This is a genomic window from Coleofasciculus sp. E1-EBD-02 (genome assembly GCF_040218245.1).
In the GTDB taxonomy this organism is placed as follows: Bacteria; Cyanobacteriota; Cyanobacteriia; order Cyanobacteriales; family Coleofasciculaceae; genus Coleofasciculus.
This window is the reverse complement of the sequence record NZ_JAVJQN010000108.1, coordinates 18,335-40,087: the sequence shown is the minus strand read 5'-3', so window position 1 is coordinate 40,087 and position 21,753 is coordinate 18,335. Positions and strand designations below refer to the sequence as shown.

Here is a 21,753-nt window from a genome sequence, read left to right as displayed (position 1 = left end):
GTCAATTTTCAGTAAGCTAAATTGTAGCCAAGTTGTAGGGTGCGTTAGTGAAGCGTAACGCACCACTTCTCAAGGGTTTGGTGGGTGACGAGAATTTGAGTGTTGGGCGGATGACAGCATTTATAGCGAAGACAGCGCTTACTACAAACGCTTAATTCAGTGACATTTTACTTAAGATAGGAAGAATAAGTTTATAGAAAGCGTGGGGAGATAGTCATGCAGGAACAATTGCAACGGGCGATCGCACCGTATCGGGACGCCGTTGATTATGTGGAAATTCGGGTGGAGCAAAGTGAGCAAACGGCGATATCGTTTCGGGGAGAACAACTGGATGCGGTAGACCGTAGCTTGAGTTTAGCGGGGGGAATTCGCGCTTGTCATCAGGGGGGATGGAGTTTTGTCACGTTTAATGGGTTGGCGGAGTTGGAAGATCGCATTGAAGCGGCGATTTCCCAAGCGCGGTTAGTGGGGAAAGACACCACAAGTTTAGCACCACTGGAACCAATTCAAGATTATGTGGCGGTGGAACTGGGTCGCGATCCTCGTGGTTTATCTCTGTTAGAAAAGCGTCAGTTAATCGCCGAGTATAATCGCCTATTACTAGAGTATGATCCGCGAATTCAAACCACAATGGTGGGATATCGCGATCGCTTCGGGATTAATTATTTTGTCAATTCTACAGGTTCCTGCATTGTCCAAGAACGGCTGGATATATCCGCCCGGTTTGGTGCGATCGCGCGAGGGGATGAAGGGATCGTGCGTCAAGGCTTTGAGTCGGTTCACTCCCGTTCCGATTACGATGCGTTGGTGGGGATTGAAGAACGGGTGTTGGGGGCGGCGAAACGGGCGGTGACTCAGCTTGAAGCGAAGTCGGTGAAGGGCGGACAGCACACGGTTGTCTTAGATCCCTATTTGGCAGGTGTGTTTATGCACGAAGCCTTTGGACATTTATCGGAAGCCGATTTTGTCTATGAAAATCCCCGGATGCAAGAATTACTTACCCTAGGGAAACCGATGGCGATTCCCCAACTGAATGTGATTGATGATGCCACTCTACCGGGTTTACCAGGTACTCTACACTACGATGATGAAGGAGTACCCGCCCAGCGCAAGTATTTAATTAAAGATGGCATTCTCAGCCAACGGTTGCATTCACGGGAAACCGCAGGCAAGATGCAAGAAGCGCTAACGGGTAACGCCAGGGCGATTAATGCCACTTATCCGCCCATTGTACGGATGACGAATACAGCGATTGAACCCGGAGATTGTTCTTTCGAGGATATGATTGGCGATATTGACGAAGGGGTGTATGCGGTGCGGATGTTGGGCGGACAAACAAATGGTGAAATGTTCACCTTTGCCGCAGGGGAAGGGTATATGATTCGCAATGGTAAGATTGCAGAACCTGTCAGCGATGTCACTCTCACCGGGAACGTGTTTCAAACCCTGAAAGATATTGACGCGATCGGCAATGATACACTCTACGTCAGTGGCGGGTGTGGTAAAGGTGGACAAATGCCCTTAGCCGTCAGCGTTGGTGGTCCCCATGTTCGGATTAAGGATGTCGTGGTTGGGGGGCGTTAGGAGAGGAGAGCTGGGGGAGATGGGGAAGCTGGGGAAGATGGGGGAGCAGAAGGTAGGAGTTTCGGGAGATTCTGGTAGGGGCGGGTTTAGCCACAATTGTAGGGGCGGGTTTAGCCACTAACTTAGCTTGTCACCGATAACTGATCAACGAAACCCGCCCAAGCTTGAACAGACCCTAACTAATTGCAAGCAATCTAGTTAGGGATTCTCCCCTGCTGTTACCACGAAGAGCCGCTGTTCTCGGTGAATACCAGGAACTTCTGCCTTGGCATTCCTCCTCGCCATTTCTGAATCGGAGTTAAGACTAAAAAAGCCTTATGAACGCACTAAGATTTTCACCCAGTAGATGCGTTATTGTAACAAATAGTCTCTACTGGAACCCTATAATCTTAAGTTTTCTAGGTTCTACCTGTAGGTCGTGCCGAACAAATAAATGCCGCCGTACCCGTTAGTATTATAGCAAAATTATTAATGTTTCGCTAACCCCATCTAAATCTTGTGATTTTAGATGGGGACTGCGCTCAACCGTTGTTCAAAAAAGGGATTCTGGGGGGTTGTTAAATTTTCCTGACATTCAGAGAATTTTATTGTCTCCTGTGTCAGGATTAATTGATATATGCCTCTTAGCTGAGTTTTAAGTAGCTGGCTTCGGCTTCTAGCTGACGAACCAAAGCGTCATTGCCATTGGCTCTAGCGACTTCTATACGATGCTGCAAGTTCTTTTGCAAGCTTTGGCGATGGGTAGTTGCGGCTTCTTTGGCTTGTTTTTGTAGTTGTTTGTTCATGGTGAACAGTCCTTTGGCTTTACTTCTGGTATTGACTCTACTTTAAAAATACCACGAATAAAATCAAAAAAGATCACCTGAACGTAGTATTTGATACAGAAATTAGTGAAGTTTTGATGTGGATAACCGTAAACAGAGGGTAGAAGGCAGAAGCTGAGGGGGTGATAAGGGACTTGAAGGTACTACTGGGTGTAGGGTGTAGGGAAAAATTGACGCTTCGACTCCGCTCAGCGTCAACCTAACCGCTCAATTTGGGCAACCCACTCTCCCCACCGTTGCGGAAGTTCATCAAGACAGGCTAATTCAAGCATAAAGCCTCGGTAACGACGGAGTGCGATCGCGTGAGCTTCGGGATAATCCGCGCAGCAATCAGAAATCACGGTAACCAAGAATCCCAACTGAGAAGCGGAAGCGGCGGTTAACAGAACACAAACCGATGTCACCAATCCCGCCGTCAGGATGTATTTCTTCCCTTTGGAGCGCAGATAATCCAGCAACGGAGGATGATGAAACCCATCTTGCGTTTGCTTTTCCATAACCATTTCTCCAGATTGCGCCGTCGCCACAGTTAACACATCGGCTCCCGGCGTTCCCCTGACACAAACCGCACGTCCCCGCAACCGATATCGCGGTAACCAATCTGAACCATCTGGGTGAAAAACTTCCCGCAGATGCACCACCTCGAGTCCCTCTTGACGACAGAAGTGGAGCAGACGAGCAATATTGGATTGGAAATCTGGAAACGCTTGTTCGAGTTCCGGATTCCAGAAATCCTGTTGCACATCGATTAACAGTAGAGCAAATTGCTGCCAGTCTAGATTAACCATTTTTGATTTCTTCCGCTTTATCTATCATGGCGTGTGTGTAGGGGCGGGTTTCACTATTATCGTTTTTTGCCTCACCCAGATGCGACTAAACCCGTCCTGACTGCATACAAGAATTAACTCTCTATGGTCATCGCGGGATTAATCCACTAACCTGCTACAAGGGATGGAATGAGCTTTACCAATGCTAAATCGCTCTAGCAAGGACGAGATCAGCAACCGAGCAGCGAACGGTGGACCAATCACCAGATAACGTTTCGCCAGCCGACGTGGTTCCAAAGTGACCCGGTAGAATGTCTCTAATGCTAGTCTCTGCACCCACAACGGCGCTCGCTGAAACTCACCACAAACATAGCTAAAGCTAATGCCAATACCAATCCACCAAGCATTTGGACAAGCGTGACGAATCTGCTTAATCAACTTCTCTTGTTTTGGGAAACCGAGAGCCACATACACGATGTCCGGTTGAGCCGAGCGAATCAACTGAACCATGGCTTCAATCTGCTGAGAATCTTGTTCAAAACCAAAGGGGGGATAGTAGGTTCCTGCAACAATTAATCCTGGGTAACGTTGCTTGAGTATTTCAGCCGCTTTTTGGGCAGTGTCTGGGTTTCCACCCAGCAAGAAAACAGAGCGCCCCGACTGAGCTGCTTGTTCAGTCAAACTATAAATCAAGTTGCATCCACAGACGCGCTCAGGTAATGGTGTACCCCGAAGCCAACTTGCTAACACCAGAGAAATCCCATCTGCTGTGAACAGATTACTATTCTCAATCAGCTTTTTTACGTCTGGGTTCGTTGTAATTTGGCGTAATATATCCAGATTGACGGTGACACACCAGCCGCCATGTCCTGAGTTAATTTCAGCCATAATCAGTTTGGCACAGTCGATCTCACTGGCGGCGAGTAAGGGGACACCGAAGATGTTTACTGTACCTAACTGTGTTAAGGATTTTCCGGTGATTGATGTTTGATTTTGCATATCTATTGGCTCTTCTAAAGCTTAGTTGAACTTTACAAATTTACCCGTTTTGACTACTCAAGAATAGGATAGAGAGTTGATCGTAAATAAATGAGCTAACTTTTCGGCGTTTTGCTGAATATTGTGCTGCTGAGCCACTCGTTGACGTCCCATTTCTCCCATCTGCTCTAGCTGGGAAACGGGTGTCTGTAAGACTATCCGCATAGCAGTAACTAAGGCTTCAACCGATCCGGCGGGAATTAACCATCCTGATAGGTTCGGTTCTACCAATTCAGGGATACCTGCAACGTAAGTACTGATAACAGGACGCCCCAAAGCTAGGCTCTCCATAATGACCACAGGCAATCCTTCTGCAAAACTAGGCAAGACCATTGCCCGATCTGCTAAAATTTGTTGCTGCACTTGCGCCTCCGTCGCCCAGCCTGTAATTTCAACCGTTTCCTCCAGCCTTGAGTTAGCGATCGCCGTTTCAATCTGTTCTCTGAAAGAACCATCACCGACCAAGACGAGTTTAAACATGAATCCCTCAGCGAACAATCGACCAGCCGCTTCTATTAACATTAATTGACCCTTCTGTTCGCTGAGACGCTCGATTGTCTGCACTCCGACAATAGGAACAGGTAGAATAGCTATTCCCTTTGGCTTTAGGACTCGCCTGATTTCAGATAGCGCCTTGCGATCGTCCTTAATATGTTCAAGAACGTGAGATGCAAAGACAATATCAAATTCTGCATTTTTGAATGGAAGACTTGTCAAGTCAACTTTATAATCAACCTTATTCATCGAAAGATCTGCCGTAATATACTCGCCCACTAACGGTTTAAAGTATTCTTGAAAGAAATACTCAGGAGCAAAGTGCAGCATTCGCATTTTGCCAAAGTTTATATCTTTTTTAAGTTGATCAATAACTAATTTCTGTAGTCGATGTCTTTCAAAAGAGTCACAACTGGGACAGCGAGAATGTTTTATAATTTCACTCTCAGCCAATACAAAATTAGCAAACGACCCTTGGTATCCACAAATTGGACAGGTGTATTTTTCTTTGCTTAAGTGGCTAAATTGAAAACCTGTTGATTTAATCCAACGCTTAAGTTGTACTAAGTATTTCATAAACCAATATCTCTCTGGGTAAAAATGGAATATGTTACCTGGTTGTTCTGGTCGTTGCAGAAAATAGTTAAAAATATGCGGTTTTACAAGTTTTCTGGTTCCAGCTAGAGCTTTCTACAATGTGAATTGATAGAATTAGGTATGCCTATCACAAATTCCACACATATATCTTGCTTGATCAAGAACTATCATAATTTAGGTCAAAACATTAGTTATTTAGGAAATATTAATTTCTTTGTCTAGGGAAAATTAAACTATATACTTTGCTGGTATAATATATATTTATATTGCTTTTTTTGTAGATTTTGTTTTTTTGTTTAAAAGAAATATAGAGTGCTTGTGCTGAACGAAGTTATCAACAAAAATGCAGTTAACCCTTGCATCTACCTATATCTAAAGTCTCTTTCTAGGTAGTACTATGAAATCCCTTGATTTTCTGAGCTTACCTTTGCTCACCGGTGAGATACATGAGATCGCTGACTGGTTAACCTCTCTAATCCAGCGAGATGCCCAACTCCCGGTAGTGGTTTCTCATATCAACGCCAACAACCATTACCTCCTATGCCACTCCCCAGAACTTCGTCGCCAGTTGCCAGACAATGCCAAGCTCTTGTTTGATGGTATCGGGATGAAGCTAGCTGCATATTTACTGGGTCTAGGCTGGCTACCTGACTTAAATGGTACTGACCTTTTCCCATTAGTCATGACCCGCCTAGTGAACGATGGAGTTCCCCTGTACTTGTTAGGTGCGGATGACTCTGTGATTACCCATACAGTTCAACGCCTACGTAACCAGTGGACTCAAGCCTCTATTGTGGGATACCGTTCAGGGTATTTTACCCAAGCAGAGGAAGACAAGATTGTGCAAACGATTAATGCCAGTGGTGCCAAAGTATTACTGGTGGGACGCGGTTTCCCGTTGCAGGAAGAGTTTTCTATACGCCAAAGAACTCGGTTAAACGTTTCACTTATTTGGAATGTGGGTGGCTTATTTGACTTTATCTCGGGTTGCAAACCCCGCGCTCCCCTGTGGATACGCCAGATGCGCTTGGAATGGCTGTTTCGTCTGGTACGAGAGCCAAAACGCTTGTGGTGTCGGACGTTTGCCGTTGGTCCCTGGTTTGCCAGTCAGATCCTAGCCCAAGACTACAAGCTAGCAAAGAGGACGCTGCAACATGGCTAGAACCGTACCATTGCTGATTACTGTTGATGTCGAGATAGCCCCGGATCACAATCTGGATCAGCAAGGGCAAATCCTAGACAAGCTGCGTGCTGACTTAGGTGATATTCCGGTGACTTGGTTTTGTACAGCGGTTGCGGCTGAACAATTTAGCGCCCCCCTTCAACGTCTAGTTCCAGCCGGACATGAGATTGGTTGTCATGGGCTTGATCACAGTCCGGCTGATGACTACCGTTACATGAATTCTGCAAAGGCGAATCGGGCGATTCAGGAAGCTAGCCAGCGAATCACCATGGCTGTGGGACAAAAGCCACGATGCTTTCGGGGACCTCGGATGACAACCTCATGTCATACTCAATCGGCGCTGATTACTCAAGGATACCAAGGGGATTTTTCGGTTTGCGCTCAGCGTCTGGATTTGTTGACTTGTGGGGGAGCTGATCTGCTTTGGCTATTTGCGCCGCGTGGTGCTTATCATCCGGCTCCAGACAACCCGTTTCGTCGTGGGAAATTACCTCTTTGGGTGGTTAATCTAAGTAGCCTTGGCGTTCCTTTTTTATCTGGGATTCTCTACCTAGCGGGCTTGGGTTTTATGCAAGCATTTTTTCTAGCACTTCTAGCTGAAGCACGTCGCACGGGTAAACCGATTGTTTATCTGTTTCATAGTTACGAGTTTACGCATCTAATTCATTCAAATCAGCAACCCCTGCATCAACGTGCCTACATCAGCAATCGAGAAAGCCGATATGAAATGAATCTAGCACTGCTCAACTATATGTGTGCCTTGCCTGAAGTACAGCCGATGACAGCAAGTATGTTTTTGGAGAAGCAACAATGAATAGTCAAACCGTAAAAGCTGAACTATACACGGGTTTAACCAATACACTCGCCCATCTTTTCCGCACACCTGCTTACATTATCTTATTTGTATCAGATGTCTGTTGGATGCGCTGTCAGCACTGTTGGTTCAACGAGGAATGGAAATCTCAAGAACTGACGAGCGCGGCTTTAACCTTTGATGAATACGAAAAGCTAGCAGATTCAATTAACTCTATCAGTTTTCTCAGCCTGACCGGAGGCGAAGCGTTTCACCGGGACGATATTGTGGAGTTAGCGACGATGTTTCGCTGTAAAACTAAGTTAGCACGCTATCAAATTCCTACCTCTGGTTATAAGACAGAGCGAATTGTTTCGGCAAGTGAACGTTTACTTCAAGCTAACCCAAACACACCATTTCGGGTGGATGTTTCCTTAGATGGTGTCGGCGACGTTCACAACCAGATTCGTCGTATCAAAGATGGCTACGAATACGCTTGCAACACCATTATTGAGTTAAATAAGCTGAAGCAGCACTACAGCCATTTTGATGTCGGTGTAATCACGACTATTTCTCATACGAATCAGGACACCGTTGCCGAAATTGCCGCCGCCGTAGAGAAAGTGCATCCTGATGGCGAGTGGATGGTTAATATTACTCGTGGAACACCGAGAGATCCACAGGCGAGTAATGTGCAGCTTTCGGCGTATAATCAAGCCCACCAAATTATTGATCAGCGTATTGCAGCAGGACGTTACCGAGGACATGGTGGTCACTTGAGCGCTAAGTGGCTGAGTGCTAAAAATGCTATCCGTCGCCAGATTATTTCTGATATTATGGAGGGTAAACGTGAGGGAGGTCGCTGTGCGGCTGGTTCACTGGGAGGTGTCATTTATAGCGATGGTTCGGTCAAGGTTTGCGAGATGCTTGATAAACCTTTAGGTAATCTTCGGGATTTTAATTATGATCTAGCGGCGTTATGGAATGGTGAAGCCGCACGGCTTGTGCGTCGGTTTATTCAGGAAACAAATTGTCAATGTACACAGGAGTGTTTTCTGTCGGTAAGTATGTTAATTCAGCCCGATACTTGGTCGGGAATAATTCGTGAGCGGATGAGACTGGGTTAGAGTTAAGGAAAAGTTGGGAGAGTTGTTGCCCAAGTATGAAACGGGTACTTCAACTTGTATCAATGTATGAATAGTCCGATAATCAGGGTGTGCATTTACTGCTTTCATTACGACTCAAGTATCAAATCAGGCGAACGCAGGCGCAAATATTCATTTCATTATTGGTCGGGAATCTATTGATTATGAAATTAGTTTCTGTGATTATTCCAGTCTATAGCGTAGAAAACTACATTTTGGCGACAATTAAATCCGTACTCAACCAAACCTATAAACATTTTGAGGTTCTGATTGTTGATGATGGCTCCCCCGACCGAAGTATAGAGATTTGTCAAAAATATAAAGATTCAAGGCTGAAAATAATCAGGCAGACAAATCTAGGGGTATCTGCCGCTAGGAATCTCGGCATTAGAGATTCCAAAGGTGAGTTTTTAGCTTTTCTGGATGGAGATGATCTATGGCTACCCGAAAAGCTGGAAAAACATATTGAGCATTTAGAAAATTCACCTCATGTTGGGATTAGCTTTAGTCGCTTTACTTTTATCAATGAAGCAGGAAAGTCTTTGGGTATTTCTAGACTATCTAAGCTTAAGGGTATTACACCAGCACGAATTCTCTGTGGCAATCCAGTTGGTAATCCTTCCTGTACAGTGATTAGGCGAGAGGTTTATGAAACCCTTAAATGCTCTAGTCCTATTCCAGAATCCAATATTAATTGCTTTTTTGATCAAAACTTTTGTCACTTTGAAGACGTTGAATTATGGCTTCGCATCGCGATTAAAACAAAGTGGCAAATTGAAGGTATTCCTGAAACACTGACCTTATATCGAGTTAATCCCAAGGGAGCTTCAGCAAACGTGTATCAGCAGTTACAAGGCTTGTCTATGGTTCTGGATAAAACATCCTCTTATGCTCCTGATTTGATAGCAAAATATGGAAAGGTGACCCAAGCTTACACATGGAGAAAATTGGCAAAGTGGGCAGTACATCAACGATCGGTTTTAACAGCTATAGAAATGATGCACAAAGCTATATCTACCTACTGGAAGATTATTCTTGAAGAACCACTTCGTACAGTTTCAACTCTATTCGCTATCGGTTTACTCTATTTTCTCCCACAGTCACTCTACGACCAAATTGAAGCTTTGGCGCTAAGGATGACAGGTTCTATCCAAAGAATGACTAATAATCTAGGTACAAGTAACATCTTGAGGATTTGAGTCAATGAAAGAATACTTAAAACACCTTCTTATCCATACACCGTTTGAAATACCTGCCCAAAACATACAATTTATACTCGACTATAGGCGAGGGCGTAAACATCCTGAACTTGATGAAATTCATTCTGGAAAATTAAATTTTGCTCAATTTTATCGTGCTTTACACTACCCACTTCAAGCCTTCAATTTTATTGCTTGCTGGGACTAATTATCATTAGCTTGCTTTTAAGCTTATCAATGGGGATAAGCTGGTGATGTTACGGACTTAATCAGTAATTTAAGGTAATGATTAACCAGGAACGAATAATGATGGAAAAACGCGAGAGTATGCACAAACAACTGGATCACTATTATAGCTGGATTCTCAGAGATAAACGCCAATCTGTTATGACCCGGTGTTGGTGCGTCACGGTTTGGACAGCGATGGTGGTATTGGTGACATTATCTCAGGTTAACCTGAGTTCCTGGCGCTTCATAATTATCATGAATTTGCCTGTTTTTATGTTCTGGATAATTGATGGATTTCAAAATAGTTTCACGACTCTCAATGAGCAACACGCTATGAGCATTGAACAAGCGCTTGTTTCCGATAGACTAGAAGGGTTTGAGTTGGGTGAACATCTACTGATATCTAGTCATAACCATACGCCATTTTTCTTTAAGGTCAGAACTTTTCTGGAATCCATTTTCCTACAGGAAACTTTGTTTGTGTTTTACTTGATGCTATTTTTAGACTCTGTAGTACTGGTAATGCTTCACTTGGTATGAAGATACCTCAACAAACCTTGTGAACACCAAATTGGGTTATAGCAATCGCCATAGCGGTTAGGACGCATCATTTGTTCCAGACGCGCCATGGCGCGTCTGGAACAACAGTTCGTTTGTCCTAATCGATGTGTCTACTGCTATATCTTCATTATTTTGGCTCTAACAGAGGGCGTTAATTGTTCCCTACACCCCATACCCCCGTACCGCTAAAATTTCTTGCCATTCCTGATCGGATAACGGCTGTACAACAAACTCCACACCAAAACAATCGGCGGCGGCTTGGGTTAGTGCTTCGATCACTGTTTGCCTTAAATCATCCCCTCGCTGAGTCAGAGGTAAATTTACAGGAGATGATTCGCCAAACACCTGAGCAAATAACTGAGCATCTGGCTCTAAACGCATCGAACCATGTTGTAATATAGCGTCGCCGCGTCGTAACTGAGCGCTGCCAATCAGTTTATACCCTTCAGTTGTGACCAAATCGGCACCCGTAGCCATGGCAAAACAATTGGGATTGTGGCGATAATCTCGTCCCGCCTTACCATAGTGCAAATCGACGCCGAGCGATCGCCACCCCTGAATCAAAAATTCACAAATCTGCTGATATGCCTCAAGGCGCTTATTACTGAGTCCTGAGGTTACCACCATATACGTTAAATCACCTTGGTGCAACACAGCGCGTCCTCCCGTGGGACGCCTGACTAAGGGAATTGGTTTTCCCTTCCAAGTCAGGGTTTGCCAAGCCGGAGACCAACGACGTTGATGATATCCTAGGGAAATTGTCGCAGATTCCCAGGTGTAAAACCGCAGCACTGGAGAATTCCTAGTACAGGATGGCGGCAAAATCTCCCCTGCACCTCCGTCTCCCTGCACCTCTAGGGCGGGTTTAGTCAAGTTATCAGACATCGACAGAACGTTATCGGTAAAACCCGCCCCTACAAACTTTTCCAGAAGCCATTGGTCAATTGCCATCTGAAGCTGTCCAGGAAGACACAGAGGAGGGATTAAACGCCAAGGTGATTGGTTCGTCAGGATTGGTTTCATTGCTTCATCGAATCTTTAAAAAGGCTGTCATACACTAGACAAAACTTTACATTTAAATTTTGCCATTTTTCTTTCTTTTTAAGCTATTTGAGCAAAACCGTAATACGTTTTCATACGATACATTCTTAGGGTTAATTCATTTATTTTAGTGATAAACCTGTTTATTATTATTTCACTTCTGAAGTAAATACTCCACTGTAATACAAAAGAAATGATGTATGACAATTTTCCTCTATTGATAAAGGAAAAAAGTTTTGATAAAACTCTGAGTTATTTACCCACAACAACCCATTTACAGTGCTATTAATTGAATAGAAATGAATCAGGAGAAGTAGAAAGACTGAACAGGGTGTGATGAAACAGTCTTATATCCGTTAATTCGTCTAATTCGTCAAAACATGGTGTCGTAATGACCGTTAAATCAACCCAGCCGAATGTTTCTTTTAGCTTGTTTACCGCATCTAAACAAGTCCAATTCATTAAAACATTAAAACGGATTCGGTTTAGCGGTCATCTGATACTAACGAGTCCCGACAACCAAAAATGGTTGTTTTTTCTATGCGACGGTCATCTGATGTATGCCACGGGTGGCACTCATCCAGTGAGACGGTACCTGAGAAACATAGCCGCCCACAGTCCTCAGTTAACGTTAGATCGACTAACCATACAGCGTGATTTAAGCCAATTCAATCAAGCGAATTGTCAAATTTCTTGGCAATATTACCTGTTGAGTTTATGGGTAAAGCAACAGAAGATCACGCATGAACAGACGAAGAACCTGATTCAATCAGTGATTACGGAAGTTTTGTTTGATATCGCCCACGCCCAGCAAACCACTTACCAAATTAAACAAGATAATACGTTATCCACCCAACTTCCGGTCATTGATGTAGAAAAGGCGATCGCACAGACTGATAAGTTATGGCAGGCTTGGCATCACGATGTAGTGGCGGACTATTCTCCCAACCTGGCTCCGGTGATTAGACAACCCAAAGCCTTGGAAGCCCGCACGTCAGAGGCGGTTTACCACCTGCTGAGCAAACTTTTAGACGGGAAACATACGTTGCGGGATGTGGCAGTGCAGATGAAGCGGGATGTCTTGCAAGTGACTCGTTCTCTGTTGCCTTATATTCGCTGGGGATTAGTGGAGTTGATTTCTATCCCTGATTTACCGAGTCCCGTCAAGCAAGAGAGTTCAGAAAATCCATCCACTACCACACAATCCACCCAGCCACTGATTGCTTGTGTGGATGACAGTCCCTTAGTGTGCCACACCATGGAAAAACTACTCAGCGCCAGTGGTTATCGATCGCTAGTGATTGACGATGGCTTACGTGCGATCGCGCTTTTAATTGCTCGTAAACCCGATTTAATCTTTCTCGATTTGGTGATGCCGAATACTAATGGCTATGAGATTTGCGCCAAATTACGCAAATTGCAAGCATTCCAAACTACGCCGATTGTGATTTTGACCGGAAAAGATGGCATTGTTGATCGCGTTCGAGCCAAATTAGTGGGCGCATCCGATTTCTTGAATAAACCCATTGATGCGGGAATTGTACTTAATGTTATTAGCCAGCATCTTAAGCAGAATGTTGTTACTCATTAGTCAGTGGTTTTAGGTGAAACCACTGACTAACAACGAAAACTCAATCAAAACCATCCATTCTTATTTTACGCGAGGTAAATATCATGGGAACTGTCCTAGTTGTTGAAGATTCTGCCACCGATATGCAAATTATCATTAATTGTCTACAGCAAGGAGGTATCAATGTATTGACGGCTGACAGTGGTGAAGCCGCCATAGAAAAACTGAATAACCACAAACCTGATGTTATTGTTCTCGACGTTGTACTTCCGGGTCTCAGCGGGTTTGAAGTCTGTCGCGATTTAAAAGCTGCTGCTGATACCCGCAAAATTCCGATTGTGATTTGCTCGACCAAAAACGGCGAAATGGATAAGTTTTGGGGCATGAAACAAGGCGCTGATGCTTATCTCGCTAAACCCGTTGATCAAGATGAGTTGCTGCGTACCGTCAAACAATTGACGCTGCGATAGGCTTAATGTCCATTCGGTCTAGATTAGTCATTACTGGATTGATTTCAAATCAACCTTGAGATGTATCGAAACCCAATCCCAAATCTAATGATTAATCTAGACTGACCCAATCCCATTCATTTTTTCATGAGGTCAATACCATGGGGACTGCTTTAGTTGTTGAAGATTGCTTAACTGATTTGCAAATCATCACGCGCTACTTACAGGAAGAAGGAATTAAGGTGCTAACGGCTGACAGTGGTGAAGAAGCACTTGCCAAACTTAGCAGCCAAAAACCTGATGTAATTGTGCTGGATGTTGTTTTACCCGGTCGGAGTGGATTCGAGGTTTGCCGGGATATTAAAGATGCGGCTAGTACCAAAAGCATCCCTGTGGTTATTTGCTCAACCAAAAGTGGCGAAATGGATAAATTTTGGGGGATGAAACAAGGTGCGGATGCCTACATTGGTAAACCGATTGATCAGGCAGAACTTTTACGCACAGTGAAACAGTTGATTAGAACCTGATCAACGAGAGAAAGTAGGAGTATCTCATTTTAGCAACAGGGGTGCATCCGCAAAACCTACGCCAAGCGTAACTATCTTTCTCGTCTGGAGAAGTACGTAAGCCAGATACTCACACTACCTAAGTTGTAGAGAATGTCAATGTCCAACGTTTTACTCAGCACAAATCCTTCCTTACCCACTACCCCAACCCAAGCACAATTGTCGGGTTCTTCTACCCAGGCAAATGAACAGTTTTTACGGTTTCATTTGTTACCCGATACCACGGCTTTATTACCCATTCATCAACTCACTGAAGTATTAACCATTCCTAGAGGTCAAATTGTCCCAATTTTTCAAATGCCAGCTTGGGTAATGGGGGCTTACAATTGGCGGGGTGAAGTCTTATGGATGGTTGATTTAGGTCACTTAGTGGGACTGACACCCTGGTATCAACAAGCCGCTAGTGGTTCAGCGTATACGGCAATTGTGCTGCAAGCCAAAACCAAATCGTCAACCTCCACCCAAGCCAACAGCGAAATGTTAGGACTGGTGGTAAACCGAGTCGAAGATATTGAATGGTGTAATGCCGATTGGATTCAATCTCCTCCCTCCGCTAGTGTGACTCCAGAACTGGTGCCATTCTTGCGCGGCTACTGGTTGAAAAATAATGGTGAAATGCTCGTGATTATTGATGGAAACGCGATTATTGCATCGATGCCCAAGCAATCTGTTTAAGGGGTAAGGTAACAAATGTGTAATGTCGAGGAATTTTCGCTTATCCCATTTTGTAGAGATGTACAATTTTAGTCTGTAGGGGCGGGTTTCACTATTCCCTTAGCTTTTTCACCCCGATGCGACTAAACCCACCCTGATCAAGTGTTTAGTTTTCCCTGTTTTCGATCTAACTCATCAAGTTCAAATCAGGGTGTTCTACCTTTCCACGATTAATTCATTGTTGTTTCAGTTTACTGAACTTACACGACCGATTATTGAATAGGACTGCCTAGCATTTAGTGGCAGTTAGATTTTCCGCCAAAAGGCTTATCAGATTTCATATCCTATCGTAGAAGCCCTGCCAATGGAAATAGGCACGGTGGCAAACCGTAGGACATGGACTCTTGTAAGTCCAGTTTTGAGCAATTTGCCAACTCCTCCGTATTTTGTATTAAAGAGGTTCGATTCATGACTAGACTTTCTCCCAAACCGAATTCCCATCACGATACCAATGGTCGCGGTTCCTACTCGCAGAATCTCCCCGCTGAGGCTAAAAACTATTCGAGTGACTATCCGCCATCGATGCCCTATCGAACGCCTGGGACAGCTGATCAACCTCTACCCAAATTGTCTTCACTTGAGGCAATGGGAAAAGCGCCAGAACCGCGATCAAACCGTCGCGGGTTGCTGTCTAGTCTGCGAAGTAAAGCGATTGGTTTAGCCCTAGCGATTGGAACATTACCCGTGTTAGCCGTGGGTGCGACTGCCTACTTCACAGCCAGTGGCGGGATGTATGACCAAGTGGTGAGTAACGAACAAACGAACACGATTGACTTGGAAGATAAATTAGAGCTGTTCATTGCAGAACGCTACAGTGACGTTCAAGTCATGGCAGAACTTCCGGTGTTGAATAATGCTGAACTTGCTAAGGTTACACCCCGGGAAGAAAAGGAACGTCTGCTCAATGCCTATGAGAAACTGTACGACAGTTACGACAGTATTGGTGTGTTTGACCTTCAGGGTAACGTTCTTGCCCAATCAGACTCTGGAGAAATTCTCGAAAATCACTCTGACCGAGACTATTTTCAAGAAGTATTGAGAACGGATCAGATCTACATCACGGAACCACGGCTCTCTGAAACGACTAACAGGTACGCTGTGTATATAACCGCACCGATTAAGGATTCAGTCACAGGTAAAACCATTGGCATTATCCGCACCCGTGAGCCGATGGAACGAGTGAATGGAATTTTCGGTGTAACCAAAGACCGACAACAAGAATTTCACCTGATTGATTCGTCAGGCAGGGTGGTGGCTGCAGAAGATCCTGATGATGTGGGTCAAACATTCGAGGAAAAGTTTCCCACGATGTATAGTAAAGTTCAACAAAACGAGGAAGACATCCTGACCATTGTCAGCGCCCGAACTGGACGGGAAGACGTTATTACTTACTCTCCCACAGAAGAACTGGCTGAGGACTATAACCTAAACTGGTCTCTAATTATTGTCCGTCCCACGGATGTGGCGTTTGCACCGCAACGGAACATGCTCTGGACATTGGGATTAGGGACAGGGGGTGCTGCCTTAATGGTTGGTGCGATCGCGACGTTCGTGGCTGGGAACGCTACTCGACCGATTGTGGATGCAGCCGGTGCGGTGTCAAAAATTGGTCAAGGTGACTTGGATACTCGCTTGCAGGTTAAAGGGGATGACGAACTGGCGACTCTGGGTGCAAACATTAACGATATGGCGGGTCAGTTAGAGGTATTTATTGAAGAACAAGAACTCGCTGCCGAACAAGCCCGTTTACTGGCAGATATTACAGGTTCTCGCACCTTGAAATCCCAGGAAATCCGGGATCTGTTTCAGAAAGCGGTTGAGGAAACCCGTAAAATCCTTAAGGCTGAACGAGTGATGATCTTCCAATTTAACCCCGATGGTAGCAGCTATGTGGCGGCTGAATCGGTCGCCATGGGTTGGCCCCGTAGCCTGAATGACAAGATGGAAGAACTCACTCTGTCTGAGGAACGACGCCAGACGTATAAAGAAGCCCGTGTTGTCGCTACCAATCATGTCTTTGAAGCGGATCTTGTCCCTGAACAACAGAAGTTAATGGCACGTTTGGGTGTCAAAGCCAACTTAGAAGTGCCGATTCTCCATGAAGGTCAACCTTTTGCTTTGATCATGGCGCACCAATGTTCGGTTCCTCGTGAATGGCAAACCGCAGAAGTCAACTTCTTCAAACAGTTAGGGGGTCAGATTGGACTGGTAATTGACCGAGTAATGCTTCTAGAAACTACCGACAAACTGGCGCAAGAACAACGGGAGTTGAAAGAAGGCTTACAAAAACGCGCTTTAGAACTCCTGAAGGAAGTAGACCCGATTAGTAAAGGTGACTTAACCATTCGGGCGCGAGTAACGGCTGATGAAATTGGTACAGTTGCTGACTCGTACAACGCTACCGTCGGAAACTTACGCAAGATTGTCGAACAGGTGCAAGACGCGGCAACCCAGGTGGCGACAACCACAAGCACCAACGAAGTTGCTGTTCAATCCCTATCCCACGAAGCCTTGCGCCAAGCCGAGCAAATTTCCAACGCCCTTAGCCGCGCCCAAGAAATGGCAGAAACGGTACGCATGGTTGCCTCCCACGCGGAACAAGCAGAATTTGCGGTGCGTGAAGCCTCTCAGACAGTGGCAGAAGGGGACGACAACATGAACCGGACGGTTGAAGGGATTCTAGCCATTCGCGAAACTGTAGCAGAAACAGCGAAAAAAGTCAAACACTTAGGGGAATCGTCACAAAAGATTTCCACGGTTGTTAACCTGATTAGCACCTTTGCCGCTCAAACCAACCTGCTAGCGCTAAACGCTTCCATTGAGGCAGCCCGCGCTGGAGAAGAAGGACGAGGGTTCGCGGTGGTTGCGGACGAAGTACGTGCCTTGGCGCGGCAATCGGCAGAAGCGACAGCAGAAATTGAAAAACTGGTGGCGGCGATTCAAGGGGAAACGAATGAAGTGGTTGCAGCCATGGAAGCAGGTACAGAACAGGTGGTTACGGGGACAAAATTAGTGGATGAAACTCGTGCTTCTCTGAACAAAATTGCCACAGCTTCTAACCAGATTAACCAATTGGTTGAAGCGATTGCCGAAGCCACGGTTGTCCAATCTAAAGCCTCTGAAGATGTGACCCAAACGATGACGGATGTGGCTCAAATTGCTGCCCGAACCTCAGAAGAAGCTGGGTTTGTTTCGTCTTCCTTTGAACAACTGCGGAAAGTTGCACAAGCCCTACAAGCTGACGTGGGTCAGTTTAAGTTGAAGTAACTATCAGTCATTGGTCATTGGTCATTGGTCATTGGTCATTTGTTCATTCATGTTATTAACAGTTTGGACTCATCGTGTAGGGGCGACATTGGTGTCAACTTAAGCGTTAAAAGCTGGGGGAACTGGGGTTGTAGAGACGTTCCGGTGGAACGTCTGGAAACTGGGGAAGCCGAGGTGTTGCCTATTGCCTAGCACGTAGCGCTATAAATTGGGCGCAAGCCTTGCGCCCCTACAGGAGAAACATGACGAATGACAAAGGACAAATGACGAATGACAAATGACGAATGACGAATGACATAAGACAAAGGACGAATGACAAATGGCACTCAACCCCGATATTCGCGATCAAGCCTATCAATTCTTTATTGAAGAAGCACCGGAACTCTTACAAAATATTGAAGCAGGGCTGCTTAACCTGCGCCAGGATCGTAGCACGGCAAATGTACATGGAATTATGCGAGCGGCTCATTCCTTAAAAGGAGGTTCAGCGAGTGTAGAATTGGAGGCAATTAAGACTATTTCTCATCGCCTGGAAAATATTTTCAAGGCACTCTACAACGAAACGGTTGAAATTGATACAGACTTAGAGAGTCAATTGCTACAAGCTTATGACTGTTTGCGTCTGCCGTTGATGGAGCAAATTGCCACCAATCAGTTTGATCAAGAGCAAGCCTTAGCGATTGCTGAACCGATTTTTGCTCAAATTGAAACCCGGTTAGGCGATGCGTTAACTCAAGCAGATAATTTTATCCCCAGTTCATCAGAATTAGGGGTGGATATGGCATTATCCATCTTTGAAGTGGATGTGGAACAAGGATTGGAATTACTGTCTCAGGTGGTGGCAGATCCAGAACATCATCCAGTAGCCGGAGAATTACGGGCGCAAGCGGATGTATTTGCAGGGTTTGCCGAACTTTTAAATCTACCCGGATTTGGCGCGATCGCGAACACGGCAATTACGGCGCTAAATGCCCACCCAGACAAGGCGTTAGAGATTACTCAACTTGCCCTTGCTGATTTTGATGCAGGTAGACTGGCGGTGTTAAATGGCGATCGCAGCCAAGGCGGTACACCATCGCCTGAGTTGATGGCGTTAGCAGGTATGGCTGATGAGATCCCTCCTGTAAGGGATAAAGAAGCAGGGGAAGCAGGGGAAGCTGGGGAAGCAGGGGAAGCAGGGGAAGCAGAATTTAAATTTAAAGCTTATCCGGGTAGTATTGAGACCCCTCCCCCAGCCCTCAGAGGGGAGGGGAGTCAGACTTTGAATACTGATGCTGAACCGCTTTTAGCCGATTTAGAAGAGGGGGTTCCCTCGTTGGAGGATGTTTTTGGGGAGGTAGAAGCCGACACCAGCCAGGAAGCAGAGGCAGAAACAGAAACAGAAACAGAACCAGAGGAGGAATTAACAGCAGCGTCGGCATCGAGTCTAAGTATACCTGCACCAGAAACTCTGGAAGACGCGATCGCATCCATTGGACAAGTGTATGAGGAATTGCCGGAAGTAGAAGATTTGCCTGCACCTGCGGCGAGTGATGACGCAACTCCCGCCGTTACCTCTCATAGTCTGGTTCCCTCAAAACGGGGTTCGAGTGAACTCTCTGCTACTCATCCATCTGCCCAACCCACATCCGAGAACCAAGAACATCAATCGGTATCGCCGAAACGTTCTAAATCTAAACAAGAAGCAGCGACGCCTCACCTATCAGTGCGGGTTGACTCGGAACGCTTAGAACGCATGAATAACCTGGTGGGTGAGTTAGCGATTAACCGGAATGGGTTATCCCTACAACACCAGCAACTCCAACGATCTGTGCGAGAGTTATTAGAACGATTTAGCCGCGTGCAAAGCATGGTGAATCATTTGCGGGAACTCTCAGACAAGATGCTGATTTCACCGGAACGCTATAACCCCCAGATCAACATCGCCCTGCTGAATCAACTGACGGAATTTGTCAGCCGCACCGAAGAGTTTGATTCCCTGGAATTGGATAACTATAGTATCCTCAATTCTCGACTGCAACAACTGATTGAAGATATGGTGCAGGTGGAAGAATCGGTGGATGATGTCGCCCTATTTGCCAAGCAATCGGATCAAACCTTGGAACAGCAACGGCAAATGCTGACCAGTTTACGGGATGAGTTGATGTGGGCACGGATGTTGCCCTTGGGTGAGGTTCTCAACCGTTATCCGCGTGTGATCCGAGATTTGTCTACTCGGTATGAAAAATCGGTTAATTTGAAACTGAATGGGACGAATGTTCTGGTAGATAAAGCGGCGTTAGAAAAACTCTATGATCCGCTAATGCATTTACTTCGCAATGCTTTTGACCATGGGATTGAATTGCCAGAGGTGAGGCGTCAGCAGGGGAAACCTGAAGTCGGGCAAATTGAAATTCGCGCCTATCACCAAGGTAGTCAAACCATTATAGAGGTCAAAGATGATGGTCAAGGATTGAATATTAAACGGATTGGTCAACAGGCGGTTGATATGGGATTGGTGTCACCGCAACAACTAACGACATTAACGCCGAATCGATTATTTGAATTCCTGTTTGAACCGGGATTTTCTACAGCGGAACAGGTGAGTGAACTGTCGGGGCGAGGGGTAGGATTGGATGTAGTGCGATCGCAGATGCGTTCCTTAAAAGGGACGATTTCGGTTCATTCATCCCCTGGCGTGGGGACAACGTTTACCTTACGTCTGCCTTTAACCCTAACCATTGGTAAATTACTCGTCTGTTTCGTTGGTTCCACTGCGTTAGCTTTACCCTCAGACAGTGTAGAAGAAATTGTCATTCCCAAAGGCAATCAGGTGAGAACCACCGGAGAACAGCGATTTTTACGCTGGCGCGGTCAAATTGTCCCCACCTATCGGTTAACGGATTTATTGGACTATGCTTGTCCCTTACCCGAAACCTGTCCCAGTCAGGCGTTAGTTTCGGTTCCATCACCGACAGATTGGTCGTTACCGATGCTGGTTTTGCGTCAAGATCAATATGTTCTCGCCCTAGAAATTGATCGCCTGGTGACAGAACAGGAATTAGTAATTAAACCCTTTGGCAGTGCGATCGCGCCTCCTAGTTTTACTTACGGTTGTACTATCTTAGGGGACGGCAGTTTAATCCCCGTGATTGACGGCGCTGTGTTAATGGATCAGCTTTTGGGTCAAAGTAGTCAGTCGATCGCGATCACATCCAGCAACCGCACTCTTGTGAGCATGAGCGAGTCTCGTACTGCTCACACGAATGACAAAGCGCAAACCGCGAAAGCCCCCACTGTATTAGTAGTAGATGACGCCGTAGCATTACGGCGAACCCTCGCCCTCACCTTAGAACGATCCGGCTGTCGGGTATTGCAAGCCAGAGATGGACGAGAAGCGCTGGAACAATTACGTCAAACTTCAGCGATTGATTTAGTCGTTTGTGACATTGAAATGCCCAACATGAACGGGTTTGAATTTCTGGGTCAACGTCGTCAAGATCCCCAAATCTCAAAGGTTCCGGTGGTGATGTTAACCTCCCGCAGTAACGATAAACATCGCTGGTTAGCACGGCATTTAGGCGCAAATGCGTATTTCACCAAACCCTATCTGGAACAAGAATTTTTGGGTGCGATCGAACAAATTTTGACTCAGGATAAGTCAAAACAGCCACAATTGCAACCCTCTTAATCTTGATGGGGTAAACGGGGAAGCTGAGGGAGCCAAATCTCTGTGTAATCAGTGTAACTAAC

17 protein-coding genes and 1 pseudogene are annotated in these 21,753 nt (G+C 45.6%); 13 read left to right on the top strand and 5 right to left on the bottom strand.

Annotated elements, in window-relative coordinates; all coding sequences use genetic code 11:
• Positions 1–216: 216 nt before the first annotated feature.
• Positions 217–1,584, top strand: coding sequence for a TldD/PmbA family protein (locus RIC07_RS17465; RefSeq protein WP_446395639.1), 1,368 nt, complete (start codon positions 217–219; stop codon positions 1,582–1,584).
• 623 nt (positions 1,585–2,207) lie between these two features.
• Here the strand turns inward: RIC07_RS17465 and pirA are convergent.
• The 4 genes and pseudogenes from pirA to RIC07_RS17445 all read right to left on the bottom strand — a co-directional run.
• On the bottom strand, positions 2,208–2,369 hold the full coding sequence (gene pirA, locus RIC07_RS17460; RefSeq protein ID WP_446395638.1) for an arginine synthesis PII-interacting regulator PirA: 162 nt from the start codon (positions 2,367–2,369) through the stop codon (positions 2,208–2,210).
• Positions 2,370–2,602: 233 nt separating this feature from the next.
• Positions 2,603–3,196 (bottom strand): cysteine hydrolase family protein, encoded by a 594-nt coding sequence (locus RIC07_RS17455; protein WP_446395637.1) that lies wholly within the window; start codon positions 3,194–3,196, stop codon positions 2,603–2,605.
• 138 nt (positions 3,197–3,334) lie between these two features.
• Positions 3,335–4,174, bottom strand: a complete 840-nt coding sequence (locus tag RIC07_RS17450; protein WP_446395636.1) for a WecB/TagA/CpsF family glycosyltransferase — start codon at positions 4,172–4,174, stop codon at positions 3,335–3,337.
• Positions 4,175–4,231: 57 nt separating this feature from the next.
• Positions 4,232–4,969: pseudogene (locus RIC07_RS17445) on the bottom strand (glycosyltransferase); the annotation flags it as partial.
• Between the two features lie 733 nt (positions 4,970–5,702).
• Between RIC07_RS17445 and RIC07_RS17440 the strand changes: the two are divergent.
• The 6 genes from RIC07_RS17440 to RIC07_RS17415 all read left to right on the top strand — a co-directional run bounded on the left by RIC07_RS17440 (position 5,703) and on the right by RIC07_RS17415 (position 10,393).
• Entirely contained in the window at positions 5,703–6,467 is a 765-nt protein-coding gene (locus RIC07_RS17440) for a WecB/TagA/CpsF family glycosyltransferase (RefSeq protein ID WP_446395635.1), read from the top strand.
• Entirely contained in the window at positions 6,460–7,302 is an 843-nt protein-coding gene (locus RIC07_RS17435) for a polysaccharide deacetylase family protein (protein WP_446395634.1), read from the top strand. Before RIC07_RS17440 ends, RIC07_RS17435 begins: the two co-directional genes overlap by 8 nt.
• Positions 7,299–8,408 carry a radical SAM protein gene (locus RIC07_RS17430; RefSeq protein WP_446395633.1) on the top strand — a complete coding sequence of 370 codons (1,110 nt, stop codon included), beginning with the start codon at positions 7,299–7,301 and terminating at the stop codon, positions 8,406–8,408. Before RIC07_RS17435 ends, RIC07_RS17430 begins: the two co-directional genes overlap by 4 nt.
• A gap of 182 nt (positions 8,409–8,590) precedes the next feature.
• Entirely contained in the window at positions 8,591–9,625 is a 1,035-nt protein-coding gene (locus tag RIC07_RS17425; RefSeq protein ID WP_446395632.1) for a glycosyltransferase family 2 protein, read from the top strand.
• A 4-nt stretch (positions 9,626–9,629) separates the two neighbouring features.
• Positions 9,630–9,833, top strand: a complete 204-nt coding sequence (locus tag RIC07_RS17420; protein ID WP_446395631.1) for a hypothetical protein — start codon at positions 9,630–9,632, stop codon at positions 9,831–9,833.
• A 98-nt stretch (positions 9,834–9,931) separates the two neighbouring features.
• Positions 9,932–10,393, top strand: a complete 462-nt coding sequence (locus tag RIC07_RS17415; protein WP_446395630.1) for a hypothetical protein — start codon at positions 9,932–9,934, stop codon at positions 10,391–10,393.
• Between the two features lie 183 nt (positions 10,394–10,576).
• On the opposite strand, the gene RIC07_RS17410 is transcribed toward RIC07_RS17415, so the two are convergent.
• The gene (locus tag RIC07_RS17410) at positions 10,577–11,437 is read right to left on the bottom strand and encodes a lipoyl protein ligase domain-containing protein (RefSeq protein ID WP_446395629.1); all 861 of its coding nucleotides are present in this window, start codon (positions 11,435–11,437) and stop codon (positions 10,577–10,579) included.
• A gap of 409 nt (positions 11,438–11,846) precedes the next feature.
• Between RIC07_RS17410 and RIC07_RS17405 the strand changes: the two genes are divergently transcribed.
• The 6 genes from RIC07_RS17405 (at position 11,847) to RIC07_RS17380 (ending at position 21,691) form a co-directional block, all read left to right on the top strand.
• On the top strand, positions 11,847–13,046 hold the full coding sequence (locus tag RIC07_RS17405) for a response regulator (protein ID WP_446395628.1): 1,200 nt from the start codon (positions 11,847–11,849) through the stop codon (positions 13,044–13,046).
• 83 nt (positions 13,047–13,129) lie between these two features.
• A complete protein-coding gene (locus tag RIC07_RS17400) occupies positions 13,130–13,495 on the top strand; it encodes a response regulator transcription factor (RefSeq protein WP_446395627.1) in 366 nt (121 codons plus the stop codon).
• A gap of 140 nt (positions 13,496–13,635) precedes the next feature.
• Positions 13,636–14,001, top strand: coding sequence for a response regulator transcription factor (locus RIC07_RS17395; protein ID WP_446395626.1), 366 nt, complete (start codon positions 13,636–13,638; stop codon positions 13,999–14,001).
• A gap of 138 nt (positions 14,002–14,139) precedes the next feature.
• Positions 14,140–14,715: a chemotaxis protein CheW gene (locus tag RIC07_RS17390; protein ID WP_446395625.1), complete on the top strand. Its 576-nt coding sequence runs from the start codon at positions 14,140–14,142 to the stop codon at positions 14,713–14,715.
• Between the two features lie 447 nt (positions 14,716–15,162).
• Entirely contained in the window at positions 15,163–18,021 is a 2,859-nt protein-coding gene (locus tag RIC07_RS17385; RefSeq protein ID WP_446395624.1) for a methyl-accepting chemotaxis protein, read from the top strand.
• Positions 18,022–18,340: 319 nt separating this feature from the next.
• Complete coding sequence (locus RIC07_RS17380; protein ID WP_446395623.1) at positions 18,341–21,691, top strand: response regulator; 3,351 nt, start codon at positions 18,341–18,343, stop codon at positions 21,689–21,691.
• Positions 21,692–21,753: the final 62 nt, after the last annotated feature.

Coding starts and splice junctions, on each gene's coding strand:
- RIC07_RS17465 (WP_446395639.1), top strand. CDS start 217: ATGCAGGAACAATTGCAACGGGCGATCGCACCGTATCGGGACGCCGTT.
- pirA (WP_446395638.1), bottom strand. CDS start 2,369: ATGAACAAACAACTACAAAAACAAGCCAAAGAAGCCGCAACTACCCAT.
- RIC07_RS17455 (WP_446395637.1), bottom strand. CDS start 3,196: ATGGTTAATCTAGACTGGCAGCAATTTGCTCTACTGTTAATCGATGTG.
- RIC07_RS17450 (WP_446395636.1), bottom strand. CDS start 4,174: ATGCAAAATCAAACATCAATCACCGGAAAATCCTTAACACAGTTAGGT.
- RIC07_RS17440 (WP_446395635.1), top strand. CDS start 5,703: ATGAAATCCCTTGATTTTCTGAGCTTACCTTTGCTCACCGGTGAGATA.
- RIC07_RS17435 (WP_446395634.1), top strand. CDS start 6,460: ATGGCTAGAACCGTACCATTGCTGATTACTGTTGATGTCGAGATAGCC.
- RIC07_RS17430 (WP_446395633.1), top strand. CDS start 7,299: ATGAATAGTCAAACCGTAAAAGCTGAACTATACACGGGTTTAACCAAT.
- RIC07_RS17425 (WP_446395632.1), top strand. CDS start 8,591: ATGAAATTAGTTTCTGTGATTATTCCAGTCTATAGCGTAGAAAACTAC.
- RIC07_RS17420 (WP_446395631.1), top strand. CDS start 9,630: ATGAAAGAATACTTAAAACACCTTCTTATCCATACACCGTTTGAAATA.
- RIC07_RS17415 (WP_446395630.1), top strand. CDS start 9,932: ATGATGGAAAAACGCGAGAGTATGCACAAACAACTGGATCACTATTAT.
- RIC07_RS17410 (WP_446395629.1), bottom strand. CDS start 11,437: ATGAAACCAATCCTGACGAACCAATCACCTTGGCGTTTAATCCCTCCT.
- RIC07_RS17405 (WP_446395628.1), top strand. CDS start 11,847: ATGACCGTTAAATCAACCCAGCCGAATGTTTCTTTTAGCTTGTTTACC.
- RIC07_RS17400 (WP_446395627.1), top strand. CDS start 13,130: ATGGGAACTGTCCTAGTTGTTGAAGATTCTGCCACCGATATGCAAATT.
- RIC07_RS17395 (WP_446395626.1), top strand. CDS start 13,636: ATGGGGACTGCTTTAGTTGTTGAAGATTGCTTAACTGATTTGCAAATC.
- RIC07_RS17390 (WP_446395625.1), top strand. CDS start 14,140: ATGTCCAACGTTTTACTCAGCACAAATCCTTCCTTACCCACTACCCCA.
- RIC07_RS17385 (WP_446395624.1), top strand. CDS start 15,163: ATGACTAGACTTTCTCCCAAACCGAATTCCCATCACGATACCAATGGT.
- RIC07_RS17380 (WP_446395623.1), top strand. CDS start 18,341: ATGGCACTCAACCCCGATATTCGCGATCAAGCCTATCAATTCTTTATT.